Origin of the sequence: Streptomyces fildesensis (assembly GCF_016107395.1) — a bacterium.
GTDB classification, from domain to species: domain Bacteria; phylum Actinomycetota; class Actinomycetes; order Streptomycetales; family Streptomycetaceae; genus Actinacidiphila; species Actinacidiphila fildesensis.
Genome location: NZ_JAAIKO010000016.1, coordinates 109,533 through 131,885, shown reverse-complemented (window position 1 = coordinate 131,885; position 22,353 = coordinate 109,533). Strand labels below are relative to the sequence as shown.

Below are 22,353 nucleotides of genomic sequence, written 5' to 3'. Positions count from 1 at the left end.
CGCACTCCGGTCACAGTCCCGAGATTCCGGTCCGCCGCGCATGCAGTTCGGAGCGGACGAGTTCGAGGAGGCGGCCCGTCCAGTTGCGGCCCTGGCCGGCGTTGTCGCCCCAGAATGCCGAGTCCGCGTCGTCGTAGATCACGGTTGTGTCGTCCGTTGCCAGGAGGATCTCGGCAAGGTCGGGATGCTGGTCGTACTTGGCGCGCAGCAGGCTGGTCATGACGGCGGTCCGTGCTTGCTCCCAACCCTCTCGGCGCGGTGCCGCGGTCGCGAGCTTGCGAGCTGTGGAGAAGGTGTCCGCCGTCACGATCATGGCTCGGGCTTCGGGTTGGGCGACTGACAGAGCCCAATAGGCATGGGCGACGGAGAGGTAACTGATCTCCCCTACGACGATCGAGGCAGGGTAGTCGTTGCGAAGGGCCTGCCTCCCCGGGTCGGCCACCGGTTTGTTCGGATACGAGTGGTAGAGCTTCAGTGCCGGAGCGTGCGAAGCTACCGGTCCGTCCGCAGGGACTCGCGTGGGCCGTTCGGCGATCCACCGGGCCCGGTCCTCGAAGTAGGCGACGGCTGAGTCGTAGTCCTCCTGTGTGATCGGCTGATCGAGCGGGATATAGGTCTCACCGCCGGGGCCGGCCACCAGGACCCGCAGCGGCCAGTCCTTCAAGTCCATGTCACCCAGCGCGTAGCGGCGCAACGACACCGGGATGGACAGGAACGCGGCGCGGGCTCCGGCCCGGTTCTCCTCTGTTCGGTCGGCAAGGAAGGTGTCGACAGCGGCGAGGCAACGGCCAGTCGAGTCCGGACGCCCGTTCAGCTGGTCGATGGTGTCCCCTACTTCGGCAACCACCAGTTCGGGAGTGAGCCAGGTGCGTGGCTGGCTGATCTTCCACCCGCCCAGATCGTGCGCGGATGCCTCGGCACCGTCGGGGATGCCGGTGGCCACCCAGCCGCTCCGGAGCTTGTCCTGGAACTCCTCGACGGTGACCAGGCCCCAGCAGTCGATGAGCCCGTCGGCGTAGATGAACAGGTCAGTGAGGAAGTAGGTCCCGCCGTTGCAGATGAAGGCGTGTCGCCAAGTGCCGGGTATGCGGACGCCGTCCGCGGTGCGATAGGTGATCCGGTTGCCGGTCATCCGGTGATTGTGCCGCAGGGATCACCGAGCGGTCGGTCATTTTCCTCCGGGATGGCAGCGCGACTTGCCAGGGACAGACCCTGCCGATGCCCGCGGCCTCAGCGCCTACGCAGGTTGCTGTCCCGTCACCTGCACATCGGGCAAGAAGTCGAACATCACCCGACGCTGGGTGAAGAACGACCATCTCAACCGCGGGCCTGAACTGCCTCAACCAGTCTCGGCCGGCGCGATTTCGGCGGCGGCGTCAGAGGTGGCCGACGGTTTTCAGGCGGCGGCGAGAAGGCGGGGTCCGTTCGTCGTGTTCGACCGCAACCGCCGGTGGGCGCGGCACCGGGATGGCTCCGTGATCCCATCCGGCCGAAAAGGGGAGCGAGTTCGGCCAAGGAGCCACTGTGGCCGTGGTGCCATTCCCGCGTGGTCGCAAGCTGATGCGGCAGGGACGATCACCGAGACGAGGACGACATGGCCTATGCGGAGATTGACACGGCCGGTCTGCCACCGGAGCACAGGTTCGAATGGTGGCGTGAGGTCGTGGGACAGGGCGTGGCGCCGACGCGGATCAGCAGCGACTGCGGTCCGGACTTCGCCGGTCACGCCGGATTCCTGACGCTCGGCGCTGCCCAAGTGACCACGATGACGTTCTCCCCGCTGAAGTCGCAACGGCCCGCGCAACTCGTCCGGCGCTCCGACCCGCAGACTCTCGAACTCACGCTGATCCTGGAGGGCGCGATGCGCGTCACCCAGGATCGTGGCGAAACGCACCTGTCTGCGGGTGACTTCGCGATGTGGACCTCGTCCCGCCCCTACAGCGGTCATGCCATGGGGAGCCCCGAGGGCGGCGTGTCTCGCGCTCTGATCCTGCACCTGCCCCAAGCACTCGTCCCCCTCCCGCAGAGAAGGGTCGGAGAGCTGTTCGCCCGCAGGATGCCCGCAGCGTCAGGGATGGGCCGGGTTCTCGCCCAGTACCTGCAATCCGTCGTCCAGGAGGCATCCGCCCTGGACGAGTCGAGCAGCAAACGCCTCGGAGCGATAGGCATTGACCTGGCGACGGGCTTTCTGGCCGAGCGGATCGGCGCACAGGAGCGGCTCCCCGTGGAGACGCGGCACCAGCTCCTGCTCTCCGCCATCGACACCTTCATCGACGACAACCTCGCCGACCCACAACTCAGCCTGGGCGCCGTGGCCGCGCGGCACAACATCTCCGTGCGGCTCCTGCACCACCTCTTCCGCAGTCGGCCGGAGACGGTGTCCGCAAGTATTCGGCGGCGACGGCTCGAACGGTGCCACGCCGACCTTGTCGCACCCGCCCTCCGCTTCCTGCCCGTGCGCGCCGTCGCGGCGAGATGGGGCTTCGTCGACGCGGCGGCGTTCAGCCGCGCATTCCGTACGGCGTACGGCCTGACACCCGGAGAACATCGCAATACCACGCTGCGCGCCAACGCCGCGCGCCGCGCGGATCTCCAGGATCCGGCCGTTGGCAGCGGTGGAAGCTGACCCCGAGCCGCCGACGAGTCGGACCCGTGCCGCCCGTCGGCGTCCGGAGTCCGGCCTGCGCAGACGGTCAACGCTTCCTGCGCAGGCGGCCAATGACGGCCGCGGCACGCCGGGAAACACTGGAGAGAAGCGAAACACCTGACAGCGCCCCTCAACATTCTCCGTCCGGGGCAGGCCAACCGCCCCGGCACCGAACGCGGCCGGGGCCACGACGAAAGCACAGGTGAGCATGAAGGCATGGCGCAGAACTCTCATGTCCGTCGCTACCGCGTCGCTGGCACTCGGTTCCCTCGTCGGGACAGCGAGCGCCACTACACCGGCGAATCCCGTCAGCAAGAGCCCTGTCAGCACCGTGGCATCCGCGCCGACATCCGCGCCGCCGAACACTTCCGCGCCCCGTCCCGGGAGCCGCATCACGTACAACCCGAAGGCGAAGCCAGGCTCCTGGGCCAACCCGATCATCGCGAAGGAGCGAAGCGGCCTCGCCTCCGGCTGCGGCGACGCGGGCCTGTACTGGTGCAAGGCATGGACGGCGGGTCCGGGCTGGTTCAAACTCGGCACGGCACTGGGCTCCGACCACCACGAGTGGGCCTTCACCCAGGGAATCTCCCAGCACTACTACGAGGTCTACATGGACCGCACTTGGGATGGCGGCACCCATTGGGACGGTCGGCTGAGCGTCGTCACCAATGAGCTCAGATGGTCCGACGCGATCTTCGACGGTCCGCCCTTCAAAACGCGAGCCTGCCTGTGGGACATGACCGACGTGATCCTCTACTGCAGTCCTTCCTGGCACTGACCCAGCCCTCGTGTACCGGTTCCACAGACTGTTCGTCCGCAAGGGACGAAATCGATGGGCGGCCCGCAGCCCAGAGCTGTTCACGGGGTCGGCCGCCGCACTGTTGCCCCAGGTCGTCGCGTAGTGGCTACTCGTCCGGGCCGACGCTCCAGGCCCAGTCGTGGATCAGGCCGAGCGCCCTTTCGGCGTCGAACAGGGCGGGAGGCGCGTATGCGTCCCGGTCCTGGTTCAGGATTGCGTGCGTGAATTCGTGGGCCGGGGCGAGGATCCGTACGCACTCCTCCATTGGCCGCGCAAGGTCGGGGACGCCGCTGCGCGCGGCGTCTCGCAGTGCGTCCAGGCCCGTTCGCAGCTTCGCCAGTCGCTCGGTGAGGGCGGCGTCGTCCACCTCGTCGCTGGGGTCCTCGGGCCAGCGGGTCGACCGGTACAGCGCCCGGACCACGCCGATATCGGCCGGGGCGAGGCTCTGCTGCCGTAGCGCGCGCGAACCCTGTGGGAGCACGGCCAGCGCGACGGCCTCGGCCATCGGCCGTGGATGCTGGGCCAGGGCGCGGCCCGGCCAGTGCCCGATGTACTGGGCGAGCGTGGGGTTCCCCACGGCGTCGTCGTCGATGCTGGTGAAGTCCCGGTTGATCGTAATCCACCGGTCCTCGTCGCCCTCCCCCAGCAACTCGACGGGGTGGTAGACATGTTCAGCGAGAAACTTCCACACTGCCTGGGTGATGGGGATGTCGTCCTGACACAACCTCCCGGGGAGGAAGAGCCGACGCGGCTCAGCACTTCGCCAGAACATCCCGATCGTGAGCACGAGCTTGCAACGGAAACACACAAGATCCGCCGAATCAGACATGGATGGCCCCCAAGGTGTCGCGTCACCGGCCCCTGACCGGCCCGCCGCATTCAAGCAGCGCCAGAGCCACCCCGGCCACCGGTTACTGACCCGGGAATGCCTTGTCTTTGTGCAAGTCCGGTGCTGGCTGCGGCTCCTGGTGGTCGGTGACGCGGTCGCCGTAGTAGCCGTCGAGGGTGTTGATGGCTTCTTTGCCAACGGCTCGCAGCACCGATCGCCCGGACACCACCACGATCACGGCCTGTCGGGCTGCCTGCCGGGCCACCACCGTCCACTCACGGAGGCAGCAATGGCCGCAGCATCCTTGTCACCGGCGCGAAGGGCCCTACGCGCCCTGGTGCTTCCCGGCGTTGTCTGCTGCCTGCTGGGACTGTCCGGATGCGGTAGCAGCAGCGACGGCGGTAAGCCGTCCCCGGCCCCGGCAACCTCCCGGCCCGCCACCCACACCACCACGGCGCAACCGCAGGCCGCGGTCTTCGATCCGCCCCGGACCTTCGAGGAGGTCACGCGCAACTCCCTCAGTGAGCGGGGCATCGGGAACATCATGCTGGCCGGCCCCTACGCGTACTCCCTCGCACCGGACGCCCTGGACGCGGTCAGGATCAATGACGGGGCGGACGCCGGCCACATCCGGCCGAAGAACGAGCAGCCCCAAACCCAACAGGGAACCGGGCGAGCCACCGGAGCCCCCTCCCTGATCCGTATCGGGTCGGCCACCGCCGCTGTCGGCGCCTTCATCACCCTGCCACCCGTCACCGGAACCCAGACGAGCACGCTGGCCGTCGAGGTACTGGCCCTGGACGCGTCGACCGCCCGCACCACCTGGTCGGCCACCTGGCCACTGGCCGACACCGACCTGCCCGACGGATTCCGCAGCTCGGGTGCCGGCGCGCCCACCGCGGAAGTAGCCGGAGCTGACACCGGCACCGTGGTGGTCGTCGTGCGGGCGGGAGGTGTCCCGATCACCTACGGAATCGGGATCAGCGAACGCACGGTCCGCTGGAAGCAGAAGAACTTCGCCGCCGCGCACGTCGAGGACCAAACCGCCGTCGGGTTCGCTTCCGCGAGCGGAACCTGGGCGGGCGCGACAGACCTGGGCGTCAGTGCCCGTGACAGCTCCACCGGTACCCAGCGCTGGTCCTGGGACGGCTTCGGCGGCGGGGAAGAGGCGCAGATGTCCGCCTTCGGGCCCGGCCGGGTGCTGGTCGCGCGGGCCAACGACCATGACGAGCGGGAACCCGAATTCCTCCTGACCCTCGCCGGCGGCAAGCGCGCCGCCCTTCCCGGCTCCGACGCCTACTTCACCAGTGCCGGCTCCTGCGTCTACGACCAGCGGTCGGTCACCGTATGCACCGCGTCCAATACCGAAGGCGGCTGGATCGCCGGGTACGACACCGCCACCACCCGCCAACTGTGGAAGATCCCCCGCACCGGGGCCTCCGGCACCCGCGTGCTCCACGACGCCACCGGCGCCTGGCACGGCACCGTCTACGGCACTACTGCCCAGGCCACCGATGTGGCCCTCGATGCCCGCACCGGACAGGACCGCACCCCCGCACCCGGTGCCGCCCCCCGGCTCGTCAACCAGTACGGCGGCGCCGCCGGAGGCGGTGACCACGTCACCCTGCTCCGCGCCACCAGCTGACCGGCACCCGGCCGGACCACCGGATGCGCCTCCAGGCCGGGTGCTGCCGGAGCGCGGACGCGTGGTCGTCGCGCACATCCACTCCGTGGCCGGGGTGGGCGAGGTCGTGTCCGCGGGCATCGACGTCGTTGCGCATGTGCCCGTGGACGGCGAACTGGACAGAGCCCTGGCCGAGCGGATCGCAGAGGCCGGAATCGCGGTCGTCCCGACGCTGGCCACCATCGAGAACGTCCTGGGCGAACCGGGTGGCGCCGCTGTCGTCGGAGACCCGCGACTCGCCGAGGCACTTGGGGACGCACAGGCGCGGCGGCTGACCTCTGGCGCATCGAGCTCGCGTGGGCAGGGAATGCCGCCCTACTCCCGTGCTGAGGAGAATGTCCGCCGCCTGGTCGACGCGGGCGTCACGATCCTGGCCGGCACCGACGCCCCGAACCCGGGAACCGTGTTTGGGGCAAGTCTGCACCGGGAGCTGGAACTGCTCGGCCGCTGCGGCATGACGCCCGCTCAGGCGCTGAACGCCGCGACCGCCGCTCCGGCACGAGTGTTCAACCTCGCCGACCGCGGGCACGCCGCACCCGGTCAGCGCGCGGACCTGATGCTCGTATCCGGCGACCCGTTGACCGACATCACCGCGACCCGAGCCATCGAACGGATTTGGCGGGCAGGCGTCCTCTGTGACCGACGTGCGTTCGTCGCCAACGCGGCCGAGACGGCAGACCTTGACGCCTTCGACGCCCGGGTTGCCAAGGTCGTGGCGGCCGTCCGAGAACGCCGGTACGGCCGATGACGATCTGGTGGTCAGCGCGGGTGGCAGTGGCTTGGCGGCCCGCGGCCGACGCCGCGCATACGTTGCAGGCCGTCCCAACTCTCGCATCGGCCGGTCTCCTGGCCGTCTCCGCACCGGTGTGCGGGGGTCGCTGACCCCGGGCACTCGCCCTTGACGTACGAAGGCTCCCGGCCGGTGTGATCCACCGGCCGGGAGCCTTCGTCGTTACGTCGCTTGGTGTCAGGCGCAGTTGGACGGAGCGGGACGGCCCGCGAAGCGGTCCGCGATCCAGGCCAGGTACTCCGGCTCCGCGACGTTGGGGATCGTCTGGTGCGTCGCCCCCTGGTACTTCGTGTACTCGACCGGCTTGTCGAAGCTGCAGGCCCGCTTCACGTACTCGTCGGTCGAGTTCGGGTTGATGACGGTGTCCGCCGTCCCCTGCATCACCAGGATCGGTGCCACCGAGGCGACCAGGCCCGCGGTGTTCTCTCTGAAGCGCTGGTGCCAGACCTCCGGCACCACCGTCAGCGGCTGGAACAGGGTGTCGAGCTGGCCGACGTTGCCGACGTTGTTCTGGATCACGTCCGCGAAGTGCTCGATGCACGCCACAGCGTCACCGCCCAGCGCTTGCAGACCGGCCGGCTTCAGCACGTCCGTGGCATTCAGCTCGGGGTAAGCCGCCAGGAAGCCCCGGTAGACGTTGGTGCGCAGAGCCGCGTTGTGGGAGGCGGAGGTGGCGTCGGTCGGGCCGGGGAGCACCAGGCCGCGGAAGTCAGGTCCCAGGTTGGCCGCGGGTGCCAGGGCCGCGATGCCGACCATCTGGGTCTCGGGGGTGTACGCGCGGTAGTTCTGGGCGATGAACGCCGCCGCGCCGCCGCCCTGCGACCAGCCCAGGACGGCCGCCTTGCGGTTCGCGTGGGTGGCGGTGATCTGGCGGGCCGCCCGGACGGAGTCCAGGACGTTGTTCGTCTCGGTGACGGCGACGGTGTACTGGTGCACGCCGGGGGTACCCAGGCCCTGGTAGTCGGTGCCGACCACGACGTCACCGGAGCGCAGGAACTGCGTCAGGGCCGGCACGCCGACGTCGATGCCCCAGGGGCTGTCGTAGGTGTAGTAGCCCACCAGGTCGGTGGCCGGGTTCGGCACCGCGGACGGCGCGCACTGCCGCGGTCCGCCCACGGTCCCGTGGGCCCAGGCCACGACGTTGCGGCCGGCGCGCGACGCGGGGGCATCGGGCCAGGCCACGATGCCCGAGACGGCCACGGGCTTACCGGTCTGGAGGGTCGAGCGGTACAGGATCCGGCAGGCGCTCGCACCCTTGGGGGCATCGACGCGGCGGGCCCAGATCAGGTCGCCGTGGTTGCCCTTGGGCAGCGGCGACGGCGGATCGTAGAACTTCTCGCCCTCCGGGCCGATCGGTACGCCCGGGGCACACAGGCCCTTCGCTGCCTTGCCGCCATCCGGGTTCGTGCTCGCGGTGGTGGCGGTGGCAACGGTGCCACAGCCCAGCGCGATCACCGCGGCCACACCGGCCGCAGTGATCGCCGATAGCCGTTGTCTCATGCTCAAGTCCCTTCACTCGATGCCGGACGAGAGACTAGAGAGAAGAAAGCATAATGTCACCAACTGTTACTATTAATACCTTTGGTGTCGCATAGATCCTGACCATCGACCCGGCACCCAGCCACACCTTCGGACGTGCTCCCCCACACCCAGCACCAACCCGGCGGCGCGCCCACCTGGGCACCTGGCTCAGCGCCGGGCACGGCCACGGCCGGGAAACAGTGCGGCGACAGTCGCTGCCACCACCACCCCGAACAACAACCCGCCCCAGGACAGTGCCCCGACAGGCCGGTGCGCGACCAACCCATACGCCAGCATGCCCAGAGCACCGCCCACGAGGAAGAACCCACCACTACGCATCGCAACCCGCCACCGCGGGCGAACCATCCCTGACGTCACGACACACATCATCCACCCCGGCAGCGCGCCATCTCCGACCGCAGGGCCGGCCACCCTCGGCGCCCGGGAACCTGGCATGATCATGCCCCGACGTGCACGTCGGTTCAGGGTCGGGGAAGGACCGGTATGCGCGTGGCTCTTTGGGTTCTGCTCGGCGTGGTGACGCTCCTGGAATGCGGCTGCGGCATCGCCGCTCTCACCACCGGCCGTATATGGGTCCCCTGGGCGCGGCACCGGGTCCTGCGGCCGAAACCCTGGGGATGGGCACAGCTCCTCGGAGCCGCCATGCTGAGCATCTACCCCCTGCACTTCGGCCTGGGGGTGAACATCCCGGTGATGGCTGTTCTGGCCTTCTCACTGATCCTCATGGTCGCCTCCACCGTGCTGAACCACTTCGCCCTCAAAGCTCCCCGCACTCCACCGCCTCCCGCCTGAGCCAAACGGCCCATCGACCGGGAGAACAGCGGCTTGGCACCACGTTCCGCGGCCGAGCATCACCGCAGACAAGCCGGCAGCAACTCCCACTCATCCGATCGTGCCGCTGGTGGTGTCCGCCGAGCGCTCGGCGGACACCACCAGCGGCACGGCGGTCAGGACTGCAGGAAGGCCAGCAGGTCGGCGTTGATGGTCTCGGCCTGGGTGGTGGGCATTCCGTGGGGGAATCCGGGGTACGTCTTCAGGGTGCCGTTCTGCACGAGCTTCGCGGACAGTGGCCCGGAGTCGGCGTAAGGGACGATCTGGTCGTCATCGCCGTGCATCACGAGGACCGGAACCGTGATCTTCTTCAGGTCCTCGGTGAAGTCGGTCTGGGAGAAGGCGACGATGCCGTCGTAATGTGCCTTCGCGCCACCCATCATTCCCTGGCGCCACCAATTCGCGATGATCGCCTCCGAGGGCTCCGCACCGGGCCGGTTGAAGCCGTAGAAGGGCCCCGACGGCAGCGCCCGGTAGAACTCCGAACGGTTGGCGGCCAGCTGAGCCTGCAGGTCGTCGAAGACGCTCTTGGGCAGTCCGCCGGGATTGGCGTCGGTCCGCACCATCAGCGGGGGCACCGCGCTGATCAGCACCGCCTTGGCGACCCGGCTCTCGCCGTGCCGGGCGATGTAGTGCGCGACCTCACCCCCGCCGGTGGAGTGCCCGACATGCACAGCGTCATGCAGATCGAGGTGCGCGGTCACGGCGGCGAGGTCGTCGGCGTAGTGGTCCATGTCGTGGCCGTCACCGCTCTGGGTGGAGCGTCCGTGCCCACGGCGGTCATGGGCGATGACCCGATAGCCTCGCCCCAGGAAGAACAGCATCTGAGCGTCCCAGTCGTCCGCTGACAACGGCCAACCGTGACTGAAGACGATGGGCTGCCCGGTACCCCAGTCCTTGAAGAAGATCTCGATGCCGTCAGGTGTCGTGACCGTGCCCATGCTTCGCCTCCGCGGATTCCACGATGTGGTGAGGTGCCGGAACATCATCTGACTGTGGTGCCATATCGATCCTGGGCCATGGGTCCGGATCCCGAGAACGCTGCTCGTCCCATAGTGGTCACGGAGATGACCAGGTCCTCCCCGTGCAAGCGGGGAGCAGGGGCTGCGGTGAGCTTGTGCTCGACGGCGTCCCACAGGGCTACCCGGCTTCCCTGCCGCACGGTCCAGCCTGGCCCGGCTTCGCTGAGTACCAGATCAGGCCCACCCCACCAGCAGGGCCTCGCCGACGACGAGGTGCTCCTGTGCGTCGCGGGCCTGCGGGAAGCCCCGTGGCCTGAGCTGCAGGCCGGCACCTGCGAGCGCTGCGAGCACCCGCGCCGCGAGTTCCGCGCGCTCGATCTCCGGGATGGTGCTGAGGTTGAAGAACACGTAGGTCCGTGTGTCGTCGTCCGGGGAGACCACGACCGGTCCCTTCGGACCATCGCAGGGGATCCCCGCGCCGGTGATCGCCCGGATCGTCCGGCTGAGGACCTCCGCCGCGCTCTTCACGTCGACTGCGCGTGCCGCGGTGTGGATCGCGACGCAGAGTTCGGTGGCGGCCGGTATCGCCGCGCTGACCGGGACGGTGAACGGCCCCGTCGTGACGGTGTCGGTTGCTGCTTCGTACCGAAAGCTCCAGAGGTCGCGGGCCACGTCACGCGGCGCGCCGACCTTGCGGGCTGCGGCCTGTGCTCCGCCGCCCTTACGGTGTGCCCAGTCCTCGAAGGGGGTCAGCCTGTCACGGACGTGCCTGATGTCGGACAAGGCGGCCTCATAACGCTGTTGGGCCTGTTCAAGGGCATCGACGACGTCCGGACTCATTCCGAGACCCTTCAGGGCGATCTGTTCGAGCTCCGCCACCCCGAGCAACTGGCGCAGCGCGACGATCAGCGTGCGTGCGTCGATCTGGCGAGAGCTGAACCAGCCGGTCGGCTGGTCATCGCTGTGCATGCGCTGGACAGTCAGGACGACAGTGGCCTTCAGCCAGCCCGCCTCCGACGCCACGATCGCGTACGGGTTGTCTGCTGGAGACCAGTCGTCCGGAAGGCTGTCGCTCATGGCAACAGTATGAGCCCCCTCAACCATCGGCCGCTGCGCTGATTCAACTGGAGCGTCGCTGATCAGGGACCAGCGGGTGTACGCGTCCTGACGCACGGCGCGTCGTGGTGCGTCGCTGACAACCACACACCCTTCAGCCCGCCGGCAGCCTCCCCACCGAGACCGCCGCCAACAACCCCTCCTCGGTGAACCGCACAGCCACGGTCATTCCGTCCTGCCCCTCCGCATGCAAGGACCCGTCCGCCACGGCCTCACGGACCGTGAAACCGTGCCGTGCGAGATACCCGGTCACAGTCTGCCGCGGGTCATACGGAAACTGCCGAACGGCCGCATCGAACATCCCGGTCACCACCCGCCGGTCGAACCCGGCTTCGGGCACATCCGCGTCGTCCACGACCACGAACGCCCGCGCGCCGTTGTCCAACAGGCAACTCGCGAATCCGCGCGTGCGCAACGCACCGAGGGCGACTGTCGCCAGCCGCTCCGCCGCCGCCAACGGGTCCGCAAACGCGGCCAGCTCGAGCCGCGGTTCGACGAACTCGTAGATGCCGTTGCGCTCCCCGAAATCCCGCAACCACACAGCCAGGCCCAGCCGTGACGCCCCCGGCGGATGCGTGCGCTCGTTGCCCCACGCCCACAGCCAACTGCCGTCATGGCCCAAGGAGCCCAGCGGCGACTGGTGCACGGTCACCTCGCCGATCCGCAGCATGCTCGTGTCGTAGCTCAGCGACCATGCCCCGCCGGGGGGCTGATACCGCGTATAGGTCGCCTGCTGCTCAAGCGCCGCAGCGGCGTAGTACGCGCCCGCGTCCTCAAACGCGCGACTGAACACATCGTCCGGCTTCAGCGGCATCGGCATCAAACGCACCCACTCTCAAATCCACGACATCGCGTCTCAACCTACCCACCGATCGCGCCCGCGGTCGGGCCCATCAACCCAGCACCGGCCCCTCACCGACCCTGCGGCGGGCCCGAACCCCCGGTACCCGCCAGGCGGGCCGCACCTGCGGCAGTTCACGTGGTTCAGCCCACCGGCCAGAGCGGCAGATCCGCGTGCCGGACTCGGACCCCACCCTTCGTGACGGGGGCGAAGGCGGCAGGTGCCATGCAGGACCCCACTGAATCCATGTGCTCGACAGCGCCAGTGGTCCAGTTCACCCCATCGTCCCAGGAGAAACCCACCCGGTCCCGCGATGCCTTCCCGGGCTTGTCCACGCCGCCGTCATAAACGCTCAACCCCAACCGCCTCCCCACCCAGTCCGGACCTCCGGCACTCACCTTGGTGATAACCGCCGTCAGGCTCGCGCTGCCGGGCGCGGTCACCAGGCAGTCGACCGCGCCTTCCGCGGTGTAGGTGATGTCCCGCTGCGCCGAGTAGTGGGAGATCTTCACCGTGCCGCGCGCATCGGTCGGCAGTCCGCCGGGCACACCGGGGATCGGTCTGCTGAAAGGGACGGCGTACGAGTTGAACGTCAGTGGGCGAAGGTCTCGAACCACATGATCGTGAAATGGATCAGCAGCGGCAGCGCGATCCGCACAGCGTCCCGGTCCTGCGATGCCCCGCCCTCGCGGTTGAGGCCGGTGACGACGGCGATGCCGTGCGAACCGTACGGGATCTCCGTATCCCGCCATCCGCTCGCCAACGCCCAGGCAACCTCATCAGAACTCAGGTGAACTAACGGGGCGTCAGCCACTCGTCGCCGTGCTGAACGTTGCCTGTACCGGTACTGGTTTGACGAGCGCCAGATAGACCGGGCAGCGCTCCTGCCAGATCTCGAAGAGCCCCTGCAACCTGTCCGCAGGCTCGGGTGAGACAACATGGATCTCGATCGTGACGTCACCCAGATCCGGGAGGGCACCAGCCATCCCCAGCAGTCCTCGCGCATCCACGCTACAACGGGCAACGGCGCTCACCTCGTCGAGCTGAAGACCGAGCTCGGGCGCGAGCGTGTCGTGTACGAAGACCACGGCGCACCCTGCGAGCGCGCCAAGAAGGTAGGCGGTGGGACTGGGTGAGAGGTTTCTTCCGCCGACCGCGGGTGGCAGATCGGCGTCCCAGTTGAAGGGCCCCGCTGAGAGGCGTGCATGCCCGTTGGCCAGCGACGCCGTCACAGCCGGAGTTGACTGCGCCGCGCTCGGCTCTGCCCGAAAGCGCTCCTTGCTGGCTTCGATCACATGCATTGACATGATCCACCTTCCCTCTGGCCCGTAGCTGGCAGCTTTCTGCTTCGCACGGTAGGAGCTGGGCCGTTCAGTGGGCATCCGAGCTGGCACGCACCGTCGTCCGTGCCCGCACCGGCGGGGGGCCGGTATGCACGTAGGACAGCTCCCGCGAATGCCCTGCCCGTGCTGCAGCGTTCACGCCAGGCCGCGGCGAACCAGATCCGCGACGGCAGCCGTCCGCCCCGCCCTGCCGCTGACGCCGAGTTTGAGATAGGCGTTGGACAGGTGCCGTTCGACGGTACGGACGCTCAGCGCCAGGGACCCGGCGATCCCGGAGTTGTCCAGCCCTGCCGCTGCCAGCCGGAGGACCTCGAACTCGCGCTCGGTCAGATCGGGCAGCGGAGCCGGAGACACCGTGGCCGGCACAGCCTCTCGATCGGGCTCGGCGAAGGCGGCTACCTCCTGTAAGAAGACGTGCCAGGCCGGCTCGTCAGCCAGCAGAATATGATTGCGGCTCTCCAGCGGTACCAACCTTGCGCCAGGAATCGACGACGCGATGATCCGGGCCTCGTCGAAGCCGGCCATCGCGTCGTCGCGCGAATGAAGAACCAGCGTGGGTACAGCGACCGCGGGAAGCAGATCGTTGACGTCGACCTTCTGACGCTCCGCGCACAGTGCGGCCGCGTTCTCCGTCGAGGTGGACATCCGCTGCAGCGCGTCGACCCAGCGCATCTGCTCCTCGGACGCCCCGGGGATCAGCATGTTGGTGAACACCCGGCGGAACAGGGAATCCGGCCTGGCCCAGCCCACTCGGATCATGCTCACGAGCGTCTCGAGAAGCTCCACGTCCTCCGGTGTCCGCGCGGCGGACGCCCACGTACCGGCCAGGATCAACCGGGTCACCCGATCGGGACGCCCGGCGGTGTACGTGATCGCGACGGGGCCACCCTGCGACATCCCGACCAGGGCGAAGCGGTCGAGGCCGGCCGCCTCGACCACGGCCTCCAGGTCGGCGACGCGTGCCTCGAGCGAATAGTCCTCGATCTCCCAGTCGGACAGACCGTAACCGCGTTCGTCGAACCGGATGACGGTGAAGAGCGCGCCGAGGTCCTTGAGGAAGTGGCGCCAGACGGGGCTCTGCCAGTCGAACTGTAAGTGGCTCAGCCAGCACGAGTCGATGACCAGCGGCGGGCCCTGCCCGTGAATCGCATAGGCGAGCCGGACCCCGTCCGGCGCGCGACAGAACCGGATCTCCTGCCCGCCTCCGCCGCCGGGAGGCGCCCCCAGATTGCCCGCTTGGCGTGGCATGGGCGAATCGTACCCCGGCCCCGTGCCGCTCCGAACAGGTTGTCGACCGCCTCGCCGCTACGCCGGCGCACAAGGCCGAGCGGCCCGCCGGGCAGGCCGGCGGGCCGTCAGAAAAGGCCGAGGTCAGCGCCCTGCGGTCCTACTCCTGGGTCCATTTCTGGCTCTTGGAGCCGTTGCAGTCCCACACGACGATCTGTGTCCGGTTCCCGCCCTTGCCGCGGGTGTCGAGGCACTTGCCCTTCACCTGATTGGCCACGATCACAGCGCGAGGTTCGTTGGGCGAGACGATGACCTGCCACCGCTCGGAGCCGATGGAGTCGGGGTAGCAGAAATACTGCTGGATCGTCGTCCCGTTCACCACCTCGTCATCGTTGCCGGCATACAGATCCAGACATAGATTGCTGTTGAGGTTGCGCAGCGAGAACCAGCCCGGCGCCGAAGTCACCTGTTCCATGAGCCAGTTCTGGTTGGGATCGTGTGAGTCGCAGTCCCACTGGTACACCGAACCGGGCTCCTTCGACTGCCTCGCGTCCAGGCAGTTGTCAGTGACCTTGTTCTTGAGCGCGAACGCCGCCCCGATACTGCTCGGCCCAGGGGTCCTGGCGTCGCTCTTGACCGCACCGGCCGCCTGGGCGGCTCCCCCCGGAGCCATTCCGGCCGCGGTTGCGATCAGGCCGGCCAGAACAAGACCGGCCGCTCTCTGCTTTCGCATGTCCCCTCCTGTGTCCTGCGTACAGCCCTCACTGGGAGCTGCGATGCGTCTCACGGTAGGGACCGGGCCGTTCGCGGGGATCCGCGCGGGCACCCAGCCTGGCCACTGCCGGCGGCGGCCAGGTGTCGGGATACACGCAGTAGGCGCAGTAGCTGCCGTGGGCACCACGGAGTTCCGGCTCCCCGCCGCGGCGAACGAGCACGTAGCGGCGGAGCTGTCCGCCCCCACAAGTCATCAGGCACAAGATCAACAGACACGCCGCGGACCCGGCCGACCCACCATCCAACTGCCAGGCCAACACGCCGGTCTCATTCGGACGCGATCAGTTGGACGCGTTGGCGGCGCAGTGCGATCTCGACGGCGGGATTCGCGGGAATCGGCGGTCCCGTGAAGGACGCTGTGATGTCACACCTGAACGGAGCGCCCGCCACGGTCACCCAATAGATGACGTGGTAGGCGCTGTCCCAGTGGATGCGCACCAGCTCGGATCCGGTGCCGAATTCGGCGTCCAAATCGCGACGGGACACCGTGGGCGCGGCGGGCGTGATCCTCACGGCGAACAGCCCGTCGTACCAGTCGCCCGCCGTGACGCGCGACGTGCCCGCCGGTGCGGGCTCCAGCGCGGGCTCTCCGATCGTCTCGACCAGCTCGCCATGGAGCCCGATCGCGGTCAGCACCGTCGCGCTGTCCACGGCCGCCACCATGCACAGTCCCTGCGCCCAGGCGCGCAGTGTCTGGCAGTCGACCGCCACCAGGTCCTCCCCCTCATCCGGCTCCGCCGCAGTGCCCACAGCGGTGCCGGCCACGGATTCTTCCGCCGGTTCCATCGCCACGATGAGCTGGGCCCCGGCAGCGACATACACGCGGTAGGTGACGCCCGCGCCGACATGCCAGAAGGCGACCGGAATGTGGAACGACCGCTCCTGCACAGTGATCCACCAACCGGAGCGGCCCCGTGTCGCGACGCGTACCGGCCCCTCAAGGCATTCCACGACGCCGGAGCGCACGGCCCTGAGCAGGTTCCGTGCGGCGACGACGCCCAGCGCGAGACCGGCGGCGATGATCAGCACGATGAGGATCCACTGAATCGCCCGCAGCGGACGCGACGCGGCGAAATAGACGATGGCCACGAACGTCGCGACGAGCACGACGCTGAGCATCAGGTTCAGGACGATCCCGCGGCGCATCCGGCGGCCCTGTCCGCTGCCGAGTCGGCCGGCACGGTTCGCCTCGATGTCCTGCGGGCCGTTCTTGAACGCCCGCAACAGCTCCAGCCGGTGCTGCTCCCAGTCGGTCATCGGCGCGTCAGGACCATCTGTTGAGCTCGTCCACCTTGCGGGCGAAGTCCCGCAGGGTCATGACGTCGGGAAATTGGGTGTAGTACTTCCATTCGAACCTCTCGTGACGTACGTCGACCGCATCCATCCGGCCCTCCCGGGAGGTGTCGCACAGCGTCTCCAGCACCGCGAGGTCGAAGGGCTCCTTGCCGCGATCACACGCGTCGGATCGTGCCTTGGCCAAGCGCTTGTTGTGTGCCCATCGCGACTTGGCGCCAGTCCGCGCCAAGTATTCCATCGTCTCTCGTTCGGAGAGTGTCCCTGGGACGGCGGGCCGATCGCGTTCGAGGGGAGAAATCCAGTCGTGAATGGTGTCCAGCAGCTCCAGAACGGGTTCGCTGGTCGCCCGCTCGAAAGCCGCCTCCACCGCGCGCGTGGCCGGGCCGCCGCCGATCCATGTGAGCACCTGACGGTAGGCCACACTTTCGCCGTTCCAGAAGGCGTTGGTCAGCTGCGGATCCGGTGACCAGTCGACATCGGTGGCCAGGAAGTCGTACAGATGCCTGATGGAGTCATCGCCGTCCAGTGGGCTCCACGCCCGGAGGTAGGGATCCAGATCGATTCCGGCTGCCGCAATGCTGCACAGAACAGTGCCGACGGGCTGAGGGGCCGGGTACTGCTCGAGGGTCGTCTCCCACCACGCGTGGAGGAAGTCATCGATCGCCCGGGCTTCCTCGGCAGGCCAGTGGTGCCAGTCGGCCAGCGCGAGCTTGCCGAGGACGATCTCGGGGTCGGGGAAATCCGCGGCGCCGGCAACCACGCACTCCAGCATCCGGGGCAGCAGATAGCGCAGGTCTCCGGCCCCGCCCCAGGTGGTGATGGCCTTGGCTGCGTAGCCGGCCAGGTCGGCCGCCGCGATGGCGGAGACGGGTTCTTTCAGCAGGGAACAGCCCAGGTCCGCGTCGGAACAGTGCGGGCAGACCTCGATCCGCTCCGGGCGCGCCACCTGCCCGAAGACCTCGTACAGCCGTCGCTGGGCGGCGTCCGTCATGGTCATCCCCCACTCCGGGCCGCGGGACAGATCGAGCTCAGGACTTCAGTGAAACGTATGTGCGGCACGGGCCGCAGGCTCCTTTCCCGACATGACGCGAACAACCCGCCCCGGGACCTGCCCGTCACACGGGTAACAGGCCGCAAACCCACCGGCAGGCACGCACCTTCTGACCGCGGACCTGACCGCAAGCGCTCAGCTTCTGCCCGTGATCTTCCGCGCGCGGCGTGGCCCCAGCCGCCCGCCGCCGCTTGATCCCCAGCGCGGCTCACCCCGAAGAGGTCACGATCATCCGGGCCTCCAGCTCGGCTCGGCGAACCACGCAATGCTGCACCACTCCCCCTGGATCGGGTCCGTAGCGGCTGCGACCTGGCCCCAAGGGTGGCCGGTCACCGAAGTTCGACAAGGCCGACCACAGAGAACGTCACGCGGTCGATTGCGGCATCAACTGTCGCGCGGGCAGGGCTCCGTCCGCGCGCTCCGCAGGGCCGACGCTTTGACTGGAGCCAAAGCGACACCCGCTCCACCCACCGGCCGCCCCAAGCTGCTCCTGAGGGCAACACAGCGATACACAAGAGGAGTTCCATCACATGCGTATACGTTCGCTTCTCGGTGCGGCCGCCACGGCGGTCCTGCTGATCACAGGCCTCACCACCACGGCCGTCGCCCAGGTCCCGGAGACCTCCGGCAGCGGTCGGACCATGGTCATGCCCGCCGCCCCTCTCGACGCGGGCCCGCGGGCCGTGGCGGCAGCCTCGCCGTCGGTGTCGCCGTACGCTCCGTCCCAGCACTATCCGGCAGGCACCACCGGCGTCCCGTGCTCGAGCGGAAACTTCTGCACCGCGGTGTGGGACTACTCGACAGGAAGCTGGGAGGTGTTCCGTTTCGACCCGTGCGCCACCTACTCGGTGTCGAGCTGGGACGGCAACGGGTCCTACTGGAACCAGCAGACCGGTAGCCGTGCCACCGCAACGTTCTACGGCCAGAGCGGCAACCTGCTGGCGAGCGCTCCCATCAGCGCCACTCCCGCCGGCTACGACTGGTCTCCGGTCTATTCGATCCGCAACTGCTACTGATCCGCCCTGGTGACCGCTGGGGGCGGCCACCAAGGACAGGTACGTGGCCGCCCCGGTCCTGGTCCGGGCCATGACGGTCCAGGCGGGCGGTCAACTCCTCACGGACCGCAGTCGGCTTTCAGGTGCCGTACTTCAGTAGGGTCGGGGACTGGCGCGGTGGCTGACGCCCCGCTTCCAGTCCCCGCCAGTGGTCAGGGCAGCAGGTCGCCGACGGCGGCGATCCCTTCCGTGATGGCCCGCTCGTTGACGTTGCCGAAGCCCAGGACGAGTCGGGGTGGCGAAGTCGTCGGTGAGGCATGGTGGGCGCTCATGCCGTACAGGCCCACCCGGCGGGTCCGGGCCGCGGCGATGAGGATCTCCTCATCGCCGCCGGTACCGAGGTGGAGGACGGCGTGGAAGCCGGCTGCGAGTCCGGTCAGTTGTGCGCCGGGCGCGTGCTCGGCGAGCGCGGTCACCAGCGCCGCACGGCGGGCCGCGTACGTGCCCCGCATGCGGCGCAGGTGCCGGTCGTAGCGCCCGGACTCCACGAGTCGGGCCAGGGCGAATTGGTCCAGGGCGGGGGAACCCCGGTCGGCGAGCTGCTTGTTCGCCGCGATGCCTGCGGTCAGCGCGGGCGGGCACAGCACCCAGCCGATGCGCATGGCGGGCGCGAGGGACTTGCTGACGGTGCCGATGGAGATGACCCGGTCCGCGGCCAGGCCCTGGAGCGCGCCCACCGGCTCGCGGTCGTAGCGGAATTCGGCGTCGTAGTCGTCCTCGATGACGAAGGCGTTGTGCCGTTCGGCCCAGTCGATCAGGGCCAGGCGCCGCTCGGCGGCCATGACGACGCCGGTCGGCCACTGGTGAGCGGGTGTGACCAGTACCGCGCGGGCGCCGGTCGCTTCGAGCGCCCGGACATCGATGCCGTACTCGTCGACGGGTACGGGCACGGAGGTCAGGCCCGCGTGCGACGCGGCGGCGGAGGTCAGCGCGGGCGAGCCCGGGTCCTCGTAGGCCAGGGTGTGCAGGCCGGTGGCGGCCAGGGTGCGCAGGGCGAGGGCGAACCCTTGGGCGTAGCCGGAGCAGATCACCATGTGCTCAGGTTCCGCAGCCGCGGCGCGGACCCGACGCAGATATCCGGCCAGCACCTCGCGCGGCTGTGAGGGGCCGCGCGGGTCACCGTAGTCCAGGGCGTCGGTGGGCATCGCACGGCCCGCCTCGCGCACCGCCCACAGCCAGTCGCTCAGGGGGAAGGACGACAGGTCCGGAACGCCGGAGCGGAAGTCGGCGAGCAACCGGGGTGCAGCGGGCTGCGGCGGCCTGGGGACGGGCGTTGGGCAGGCGCCGGCCGCGACGGTGGTGGCCGCGCCGACGCGGGTCACGAGGTAGCCCTCGGCCTGGAGCTGGGCATAGCAGTCCTGGACCAGGCCGCGGGACAGGCCCAACCGGGCAGAGAGCTCCCGGGAGGACGGCAGGCGCTCACCGACGCTCAGGCGCCCGGTGCGAATGGCGTCCCTGATCTGACGCTCCAGTTGGGAGCGCAGGCCCTCAGCGCTTTCCCGGTCGACGATGAGCAACAGTTCCGGCGACAAACCGGACCACTCCAGCGGCATGGAAATGGAGCTTACCGGCGATCCGGTGGGATCCTAGCGTTGACGGCATGACCACCACCACACCCGTACGGACCCCCGCCGCCCGGCCACCGCTGGTGACCCGGCCGCTGCTGCTGCGCTTCGTGACCATGATCGGTGCGTCGGCGAGCTTCTTCCTGCTGCTGTCCGTCGTCCCGCTCTACGCCCAGGCGTCCGGCGGCGACGCGGGCCTCGCTACCGGGGCGCTGATGCTGGCCACCGTCTGCGGTGAACTAGCCACTCCGCGTCTCGTCGCGCGGTTCGGCTACCGGGTGGCATTGATGCTGGGGCTGGTGCTGCTGGGCGCGCCTGCGCTGGTATTGACCGCCTCCGACAGCTTCGGCTGGATCGTGGCGGTCTGCTTCGTGCGCGGGCTGGGCTTCGCGCTGACGGTGGTCGCAGGTGGCGCGCTGACCGCGGCCCTGATCCCGGCCGAGCGCCGCGGCGAAGGGCTGGCGCTGGCCGGGATCGTGTCGGGGGTGCCATCACTGGTGGCCCTGCCGCTGGGTGTCTGGCTGGCCGACAGCGTCGGTTTCACCCCGGTCTGCGTGGCCGGCGGACTGGTGGCGCTCGCCTCCGCCGTGGTGGTGCCGGGGGTGCCAGGACGACAGCCCTCTGCCGACCATGCGGTCGGAGTGGTCGCGGGCCTGCGCACAAGCGCCCTGGCACGGCCCGCCGTCGTGTTCGCGACGACCGCGCTGGGGGCCGGCATCATCGTCACCTTCCTGCCGCTGGCCGTACCGACGTCGATGTCCGGACTGGTCACTGCGGTGCTGTTCATCCAGCCGGCCGCAGCCACGGTGGCGCGGTGGTTCGCCGGACGGATCGGGGACCGTCGCGGGGCCGCCGGGCTGGTCCTGCCAGGTCTGCTCCTCTCGGCGGTCGGACTGCTCGTCACTGCGCTGACCGGCAGCGCGGTGGCGGTGCTGGCCGGAGTGACGCTGTTCGGTATCGGGTTCGGCATCGCGCAGAACGCCACGCTCACGTTGATGTACGCACGGGTGCCCGAGTCCGGCTACGGCACCGTGAGCGCGCTGTGGAACTTCGCCTACGACGCCGGGATGGGAGTCGGCGCCGTCGGCTACGGCGCGATCGCCGCACACACCGGGTACCCGGCGGCGTTCGCCCTGACCGCCGCGTTGATGCTGCTCGCTTTGTGGCCCGCGTGCCAGGACCGTCGATGAGCCTGGGCGATCACTGACACGGCGATGCCAGCGGGCCCTGGGCGAGGCGGACGGCTCCGCGTCCGACGGCGGCCCAGGATCCGGTTGCGTCAGGCCGGGCTCGGCCGGACTTAGTGAGTTGTCCAAGCCTGGTTGGTGAAGCCGTTGCAGGCCCACAGCTGCACCCTGGCCCCGTTCGCCGGGATCTGCGTGGCGTCCCCGTCCAGACACTGACCACCGTTGACGTTGGTCAGCGTGGAGCCGTGCCAGGCCCAGATCTGGTTGGTGAAGCCGTTGCAGGCCCAGAGTTGCACCCTGGCCCCGTTGGCCGGGATCTGGGTGACGTCCCCGTCCAGGCACTGGTTACGGTCGGCGTTCTGGATGGTGTAGAAGCCGGCCGGCCGCCCGACTGCGGGCGTCCAGAGCCAGGTCTGATTGCTCCGGCCGTTGCAGGCCCACAGTTGCACCCTGGCCCCGTTCGCCGGGATCTGCGTGGCGTCCCCGTCCAGGCACTGGCCGCCCTTGTTGTTGGTCATGGTCAGCCGGAAGACCAGGTGAGGCTGCACCGCGTCGGCAACGCCGCTCCGCGCCGTCGGGATCTGCGCCACCGACGTCACATCGACGACACGCGGTCCGGCCGAGGCGGTGTCGGTGCGGGCGGAGGCGGCACCGGACGTCACCAGTCCGGTGGCGGCCGTGGCTGCCAGCACCGCGAACAGGAATCGCTTACGCATGTCATTTCCCCCGTCCCCGGGCGAGCCCGGGACCACGTTCCGCCGCCGTGTGCCGCGGAACACCAGCAGCCAGGCCGCCTCCCGTTTCCCGGGTGGTG

23 protein-coding genes are annotated in these 22,353 nt (G+C 69.1%); 7 read left to right on the top strand and 16 right to left on the bottom strand.

Features of this window, described 5'->3' with window-relative positions; genetic code table 11:
- Positions 1–10: 10 nt before the first annotated feature.
- On the bottom strand, positions 11–1,132 hold the full coding sequence (locus C6N31_RS22170; RefSeq protein WP_198358022.1) for an NADAR family protein: 1,122 nt from the start codon (positions 1,130–1,132) through the stop codon (positions 11–13).
- Positions 1,133–1,594: 462 nt separating this feature from the next.
- Between C6N31_RS22170 and C6N31_RS22165 the strand changes: the two genes are divergently transcribed.
- On the top strand, positions 1,595–2,626 hold the full coding sequence (locus tag C6N31_RS22165; protein WP_138351669.1) for an AraC-like ligand-binding domain-containing protein: 1,032 nt from the start codon (positions 1,595–1,597) through the stop codon (positions 2,624–2,626).
- Between the two features lie 253 nt (positions 2,627–2,879).
- Positions 2,880–3,425 (top strand): superantigen-like protein SSL4, encoded by a 546-nt coding sequence (locus tag C6N31_RS22160; RefSeq protein ID WP_138351670.1) that lies wholly within the window; start codon positions 2,880–2,882, stop codon positions 3,423–3,425.
- 127 nt (positions 3,426–3,552) lie between these two features.
- Here C6N31_RS22160 and C6N31_RS22155 read toward each other — a convergent pair whose 3' ends face one another.
- Positions 3,553–4,137, bottom strand: coding sequence for a hypothetical protein (locus C6N31_RS22155; RefSeq protein WP_138351671.1), 585 nt, complete (start codon positions 4,135–4,137; stop codon positions 3,553–3,555).
- A 220-nt stretch (positions 4,138–4,357) separates the two neighbouring features.
- Positions 4,358–4,513, bottom strand: coding sequence for a hypothetical protein (locus C6N31_RS22150; RefSeq protein ID WP_187144680.1), 156 nt, complete (start codon positions 4,511–4,513; stop codon positions 4,358–4,360).
- A gap of 51 nt (positions 4,514–4,564) precedes the next feature.
- Here C6N31_RS22150 and C6N31_RS22145 point away from each other — a divergent pair, with 51 nt between their 5' ends.
- Both C6N31_RS22145 and C6N31_RS22140 read left to right on the top strand, forming a co-directional pair.
- The gene (locus tag C6N31_RS22145; RefSeq protein WP_198358021.1) at positions 4,565–5,920 is read left to right on the top strand and encodes a hypothetical protein; all 1,356 of its coding nucleotides are present in this window, start codon (positions 4,565–4,567) and stop codon (positions 5,918–5,920) included.
- A gap of 94 nt (positions 5,921–6,014) precedes the next feature.
- Positions 6,015–6,707 (top strand): amidohydrolase family protein, encoded by a 693-nt coding sequence (locus tag C6N31_RS22140; protein WP_198358020.1) that lies wholly within the window; start codon positions 6,015–6,017, stop codon positions 6,705–6,707.
- Between the two features lie 219 nt (positions 6,708–6,926).
- Here C6N31_RS22140 and C6N31_RS22135 read toward each other — a convergent pair whose 3' ends face one another.
- The gene (locus C6N31_RS22135; protein ID WP_138351673.1) at positions 6,927–8,249 is read right to left on the bottom strand and encodes a lipase family protein; all 1,323 of its coding nucleotides are present in this window, start codon (positions 8,247–8,249) and stop codon (positions 6,927–6,929) included.
- 531 nt (positions 8,250–8,780) lie between these two features.
- Here C6N31_RS22135 and C6N31_RS22130 point away from each other — a divergent pair.
- On the top strand, positions 8,781–9,083 hold the full coding sequence (locus C6N31_RS22130; RefSeq protein WP_138351674.1) for a hypothetical protein: 303 nt from the start codon (positions 8,781–8,783) through the stop codon (positions 9,081–9,083).
- A gap of 155 nt (positions 9,084–9,238) precedes the next feature.
- Here the strand turns inward: C6N31_RS22130 and C6N31_RS22125 are convergent, their stop codons facing one another.
- The 10 genes from C6N31_RS22125 to C6N31_RS22080 all read right to left on the bottom strand — a co-directional run bounded on the left by C6N31_RS22125 (position 9,239) and on the right by C6N31_RS22080 (position 17,672).
- Positions 9,239–10,063, bottom strand: a complete 825-nt coding sequence (locus C6N31_RS22125) for an alpha/beta fold hydrolase (RefSeq protein WP_138351675.1) — start codon at positions 10,061–10,063, stop codon at positions 9,239–9,241.
- A 255-nt stretch (positions 10,064–10,318) separates the two neighbouring features.
- Entirely contained in the window at positions 10,319–11,287 is a 969-nt protein-coding gene (locus C6N31_RS22120; protein ID WP_232485489.1) for a hypothetical protein, read from the bottom strand.
- 7 nt (positions 11,288–11,294) lie between these two features.
- Entirely contained in the window at positions 11,295–12,020 is a 726-nt protein-coding gene (locus tag C6N31_RS22115) for a DUF6882 domain-containing protein (protein ID WP_138351676.1), read from the bottom strand.
- Positions 12,021–12,184: 164 nt separating this feature from the next.
- Complete coding sequence (locus tag C6N31_RS22110) at positions 12,185–12,589, bottom strand: hypothetical protein (protein WP_138351677.1); 405 nt, start codon at positions 12,587–12,589, stop codon at positions 12,185–12,187.
- 44 nt (positions 12,590–12,633) lie between these two features.
- Entirely contained in the window at positions 12,634–12,804 is a 171-nt protein-coding gene (locus C6N31_RS22105) for a hypothetical protein (RefSeq protein WP_164292174.1), read from the bottom strand.
- A gap of 43 nt (positions 12,805–12,847) precedes the next feature.
- Complete coding sequence (locus tag C6N31_RS22100; RefSeq protein ID WP_138351678.1) at positions 12,848–13,342, bottom strand: OsmC family protein; 495 nt, start codon at positions 13,340–13,342, stop codon at positions 12,848–12,850.
- A gap of 177 nt (positions 13,343–13,519) precedes the next feature.
- Positions 13,520–14,632 carry an alpha/beta fold hydrolase gene (locus C6N31_RS22095; protein WP_138351679.1) on the bottom strand — a complete coding sequence of 371 codons (1,113 nt, stop codon included), beginning with the start codon at positions 14,630–14,632 and terminating at the stop codon, positions 13,520–13,522.
- Positions 14,633–14,771: 139 nt separating this feature from the next.
- The gene (locus tag C6N31_RS22090) at positions 14,772–15,344 is read right to left on the bottom strand and encodes an RICIN domain-containing protein (RefSeq protein ID WP_138351680.1); all 573 of its coding nucleotides are present in this window, start codon (positions 15,342–15,344) and stop codon (positions 14,772–14,774) included.
- A 308-nt stretch (positions 15,345–15,652) separates the two neighbouring features.
- Complete coding sequence (locus C6N31_RS22085) at positions 15,653–16,642, bottom strand: mechanosensitive ion channel family protein (protein ID WP_138351681.1); 990 nt, start codon at positions 16,640–16,642, stop codon at positions 15,653–15,655.
- Between the two features lie 7 nt (positions 16,643–16,649).
- Positions 16,650–17,672 carry a hypothetical protein gene (locus C6N31_RS22080; RefSeq protein WP_187144681.1) on the bottom strand — a complete coding sequence of 341 codons (1,023 nt, stop codon included), beginning with the start codon at positions 17,670–17,672 and terminating at the stop codon, positions 16,650–16,652.
- A 590-nt stretch (positions 17,673–18,262) separates the two neighbouring features.
- Between C6N31_RS22080 and C6N31_RS22075 the strand changes: the two genes are divergently transcribed.
- Positions 18,263–18,748 carry a hypothetical protein gene (locus C6N31_RS22075; protein ID WP_138351683.1) on the top strand — a complete coding sequence of 162 codons (486 nt, stop codon included), beginning with the start codon at positions 18,263–18,265 and terminating at the stop codon, positions 18,746–18,748.
- A 191-nt stretch (positions 18,749–18,939) separates the two neighbouring features.
- Here C6N31_RS22075 and pdxR read toward each other — a convergent pair whose 3' ends face one another.
- On the bottom strand, positions 18,940–20,340 hold the full coding sequence (gene pdxR / locus C6N31_RS22070; protein ID WP_138351684.1) for a MocR-like pyridoxine biosynthesis transcription factor PdxR: 1,401 nt from the start codon (positions 20,338–20,340) through the stop codon (positions 18,940–18,942).
- 47 nt (positions 20,341–20,387) lie between these two features.
- Between pdxR and C6N31_RS22065 the strand changes: the two genes are divergently transcribed.
- Positions 20,388–21,542, top strand: a complete 1,155-nt coding sequence (locus tag C6N31_RS22065) for an MFS transporter (protein WP_198358019.1) — start codon at positions 20,388–20,390, stop codon at positions 21,540–21,542.
- Positions 21,543–21,652: 110 nt separating this feature from the next.
- Here C6N31_RS22065 and C6N31_RS22060 read toward each other — a convergent pair whose 3' ends face one another.
- On the bottom strand, positions 21,653–22,255 hold the full coding sequence (locus C6N31_RS22060) for an RICIN domain-containing protein (protein WP_138351686.1): 603 nt from the start codon (positions 22,253–22,255) through the stop codon (positions 21,653–21,655).
- Between the last annotated feature and the right edge of the window lie 98 nt (positions 22,256–22,353).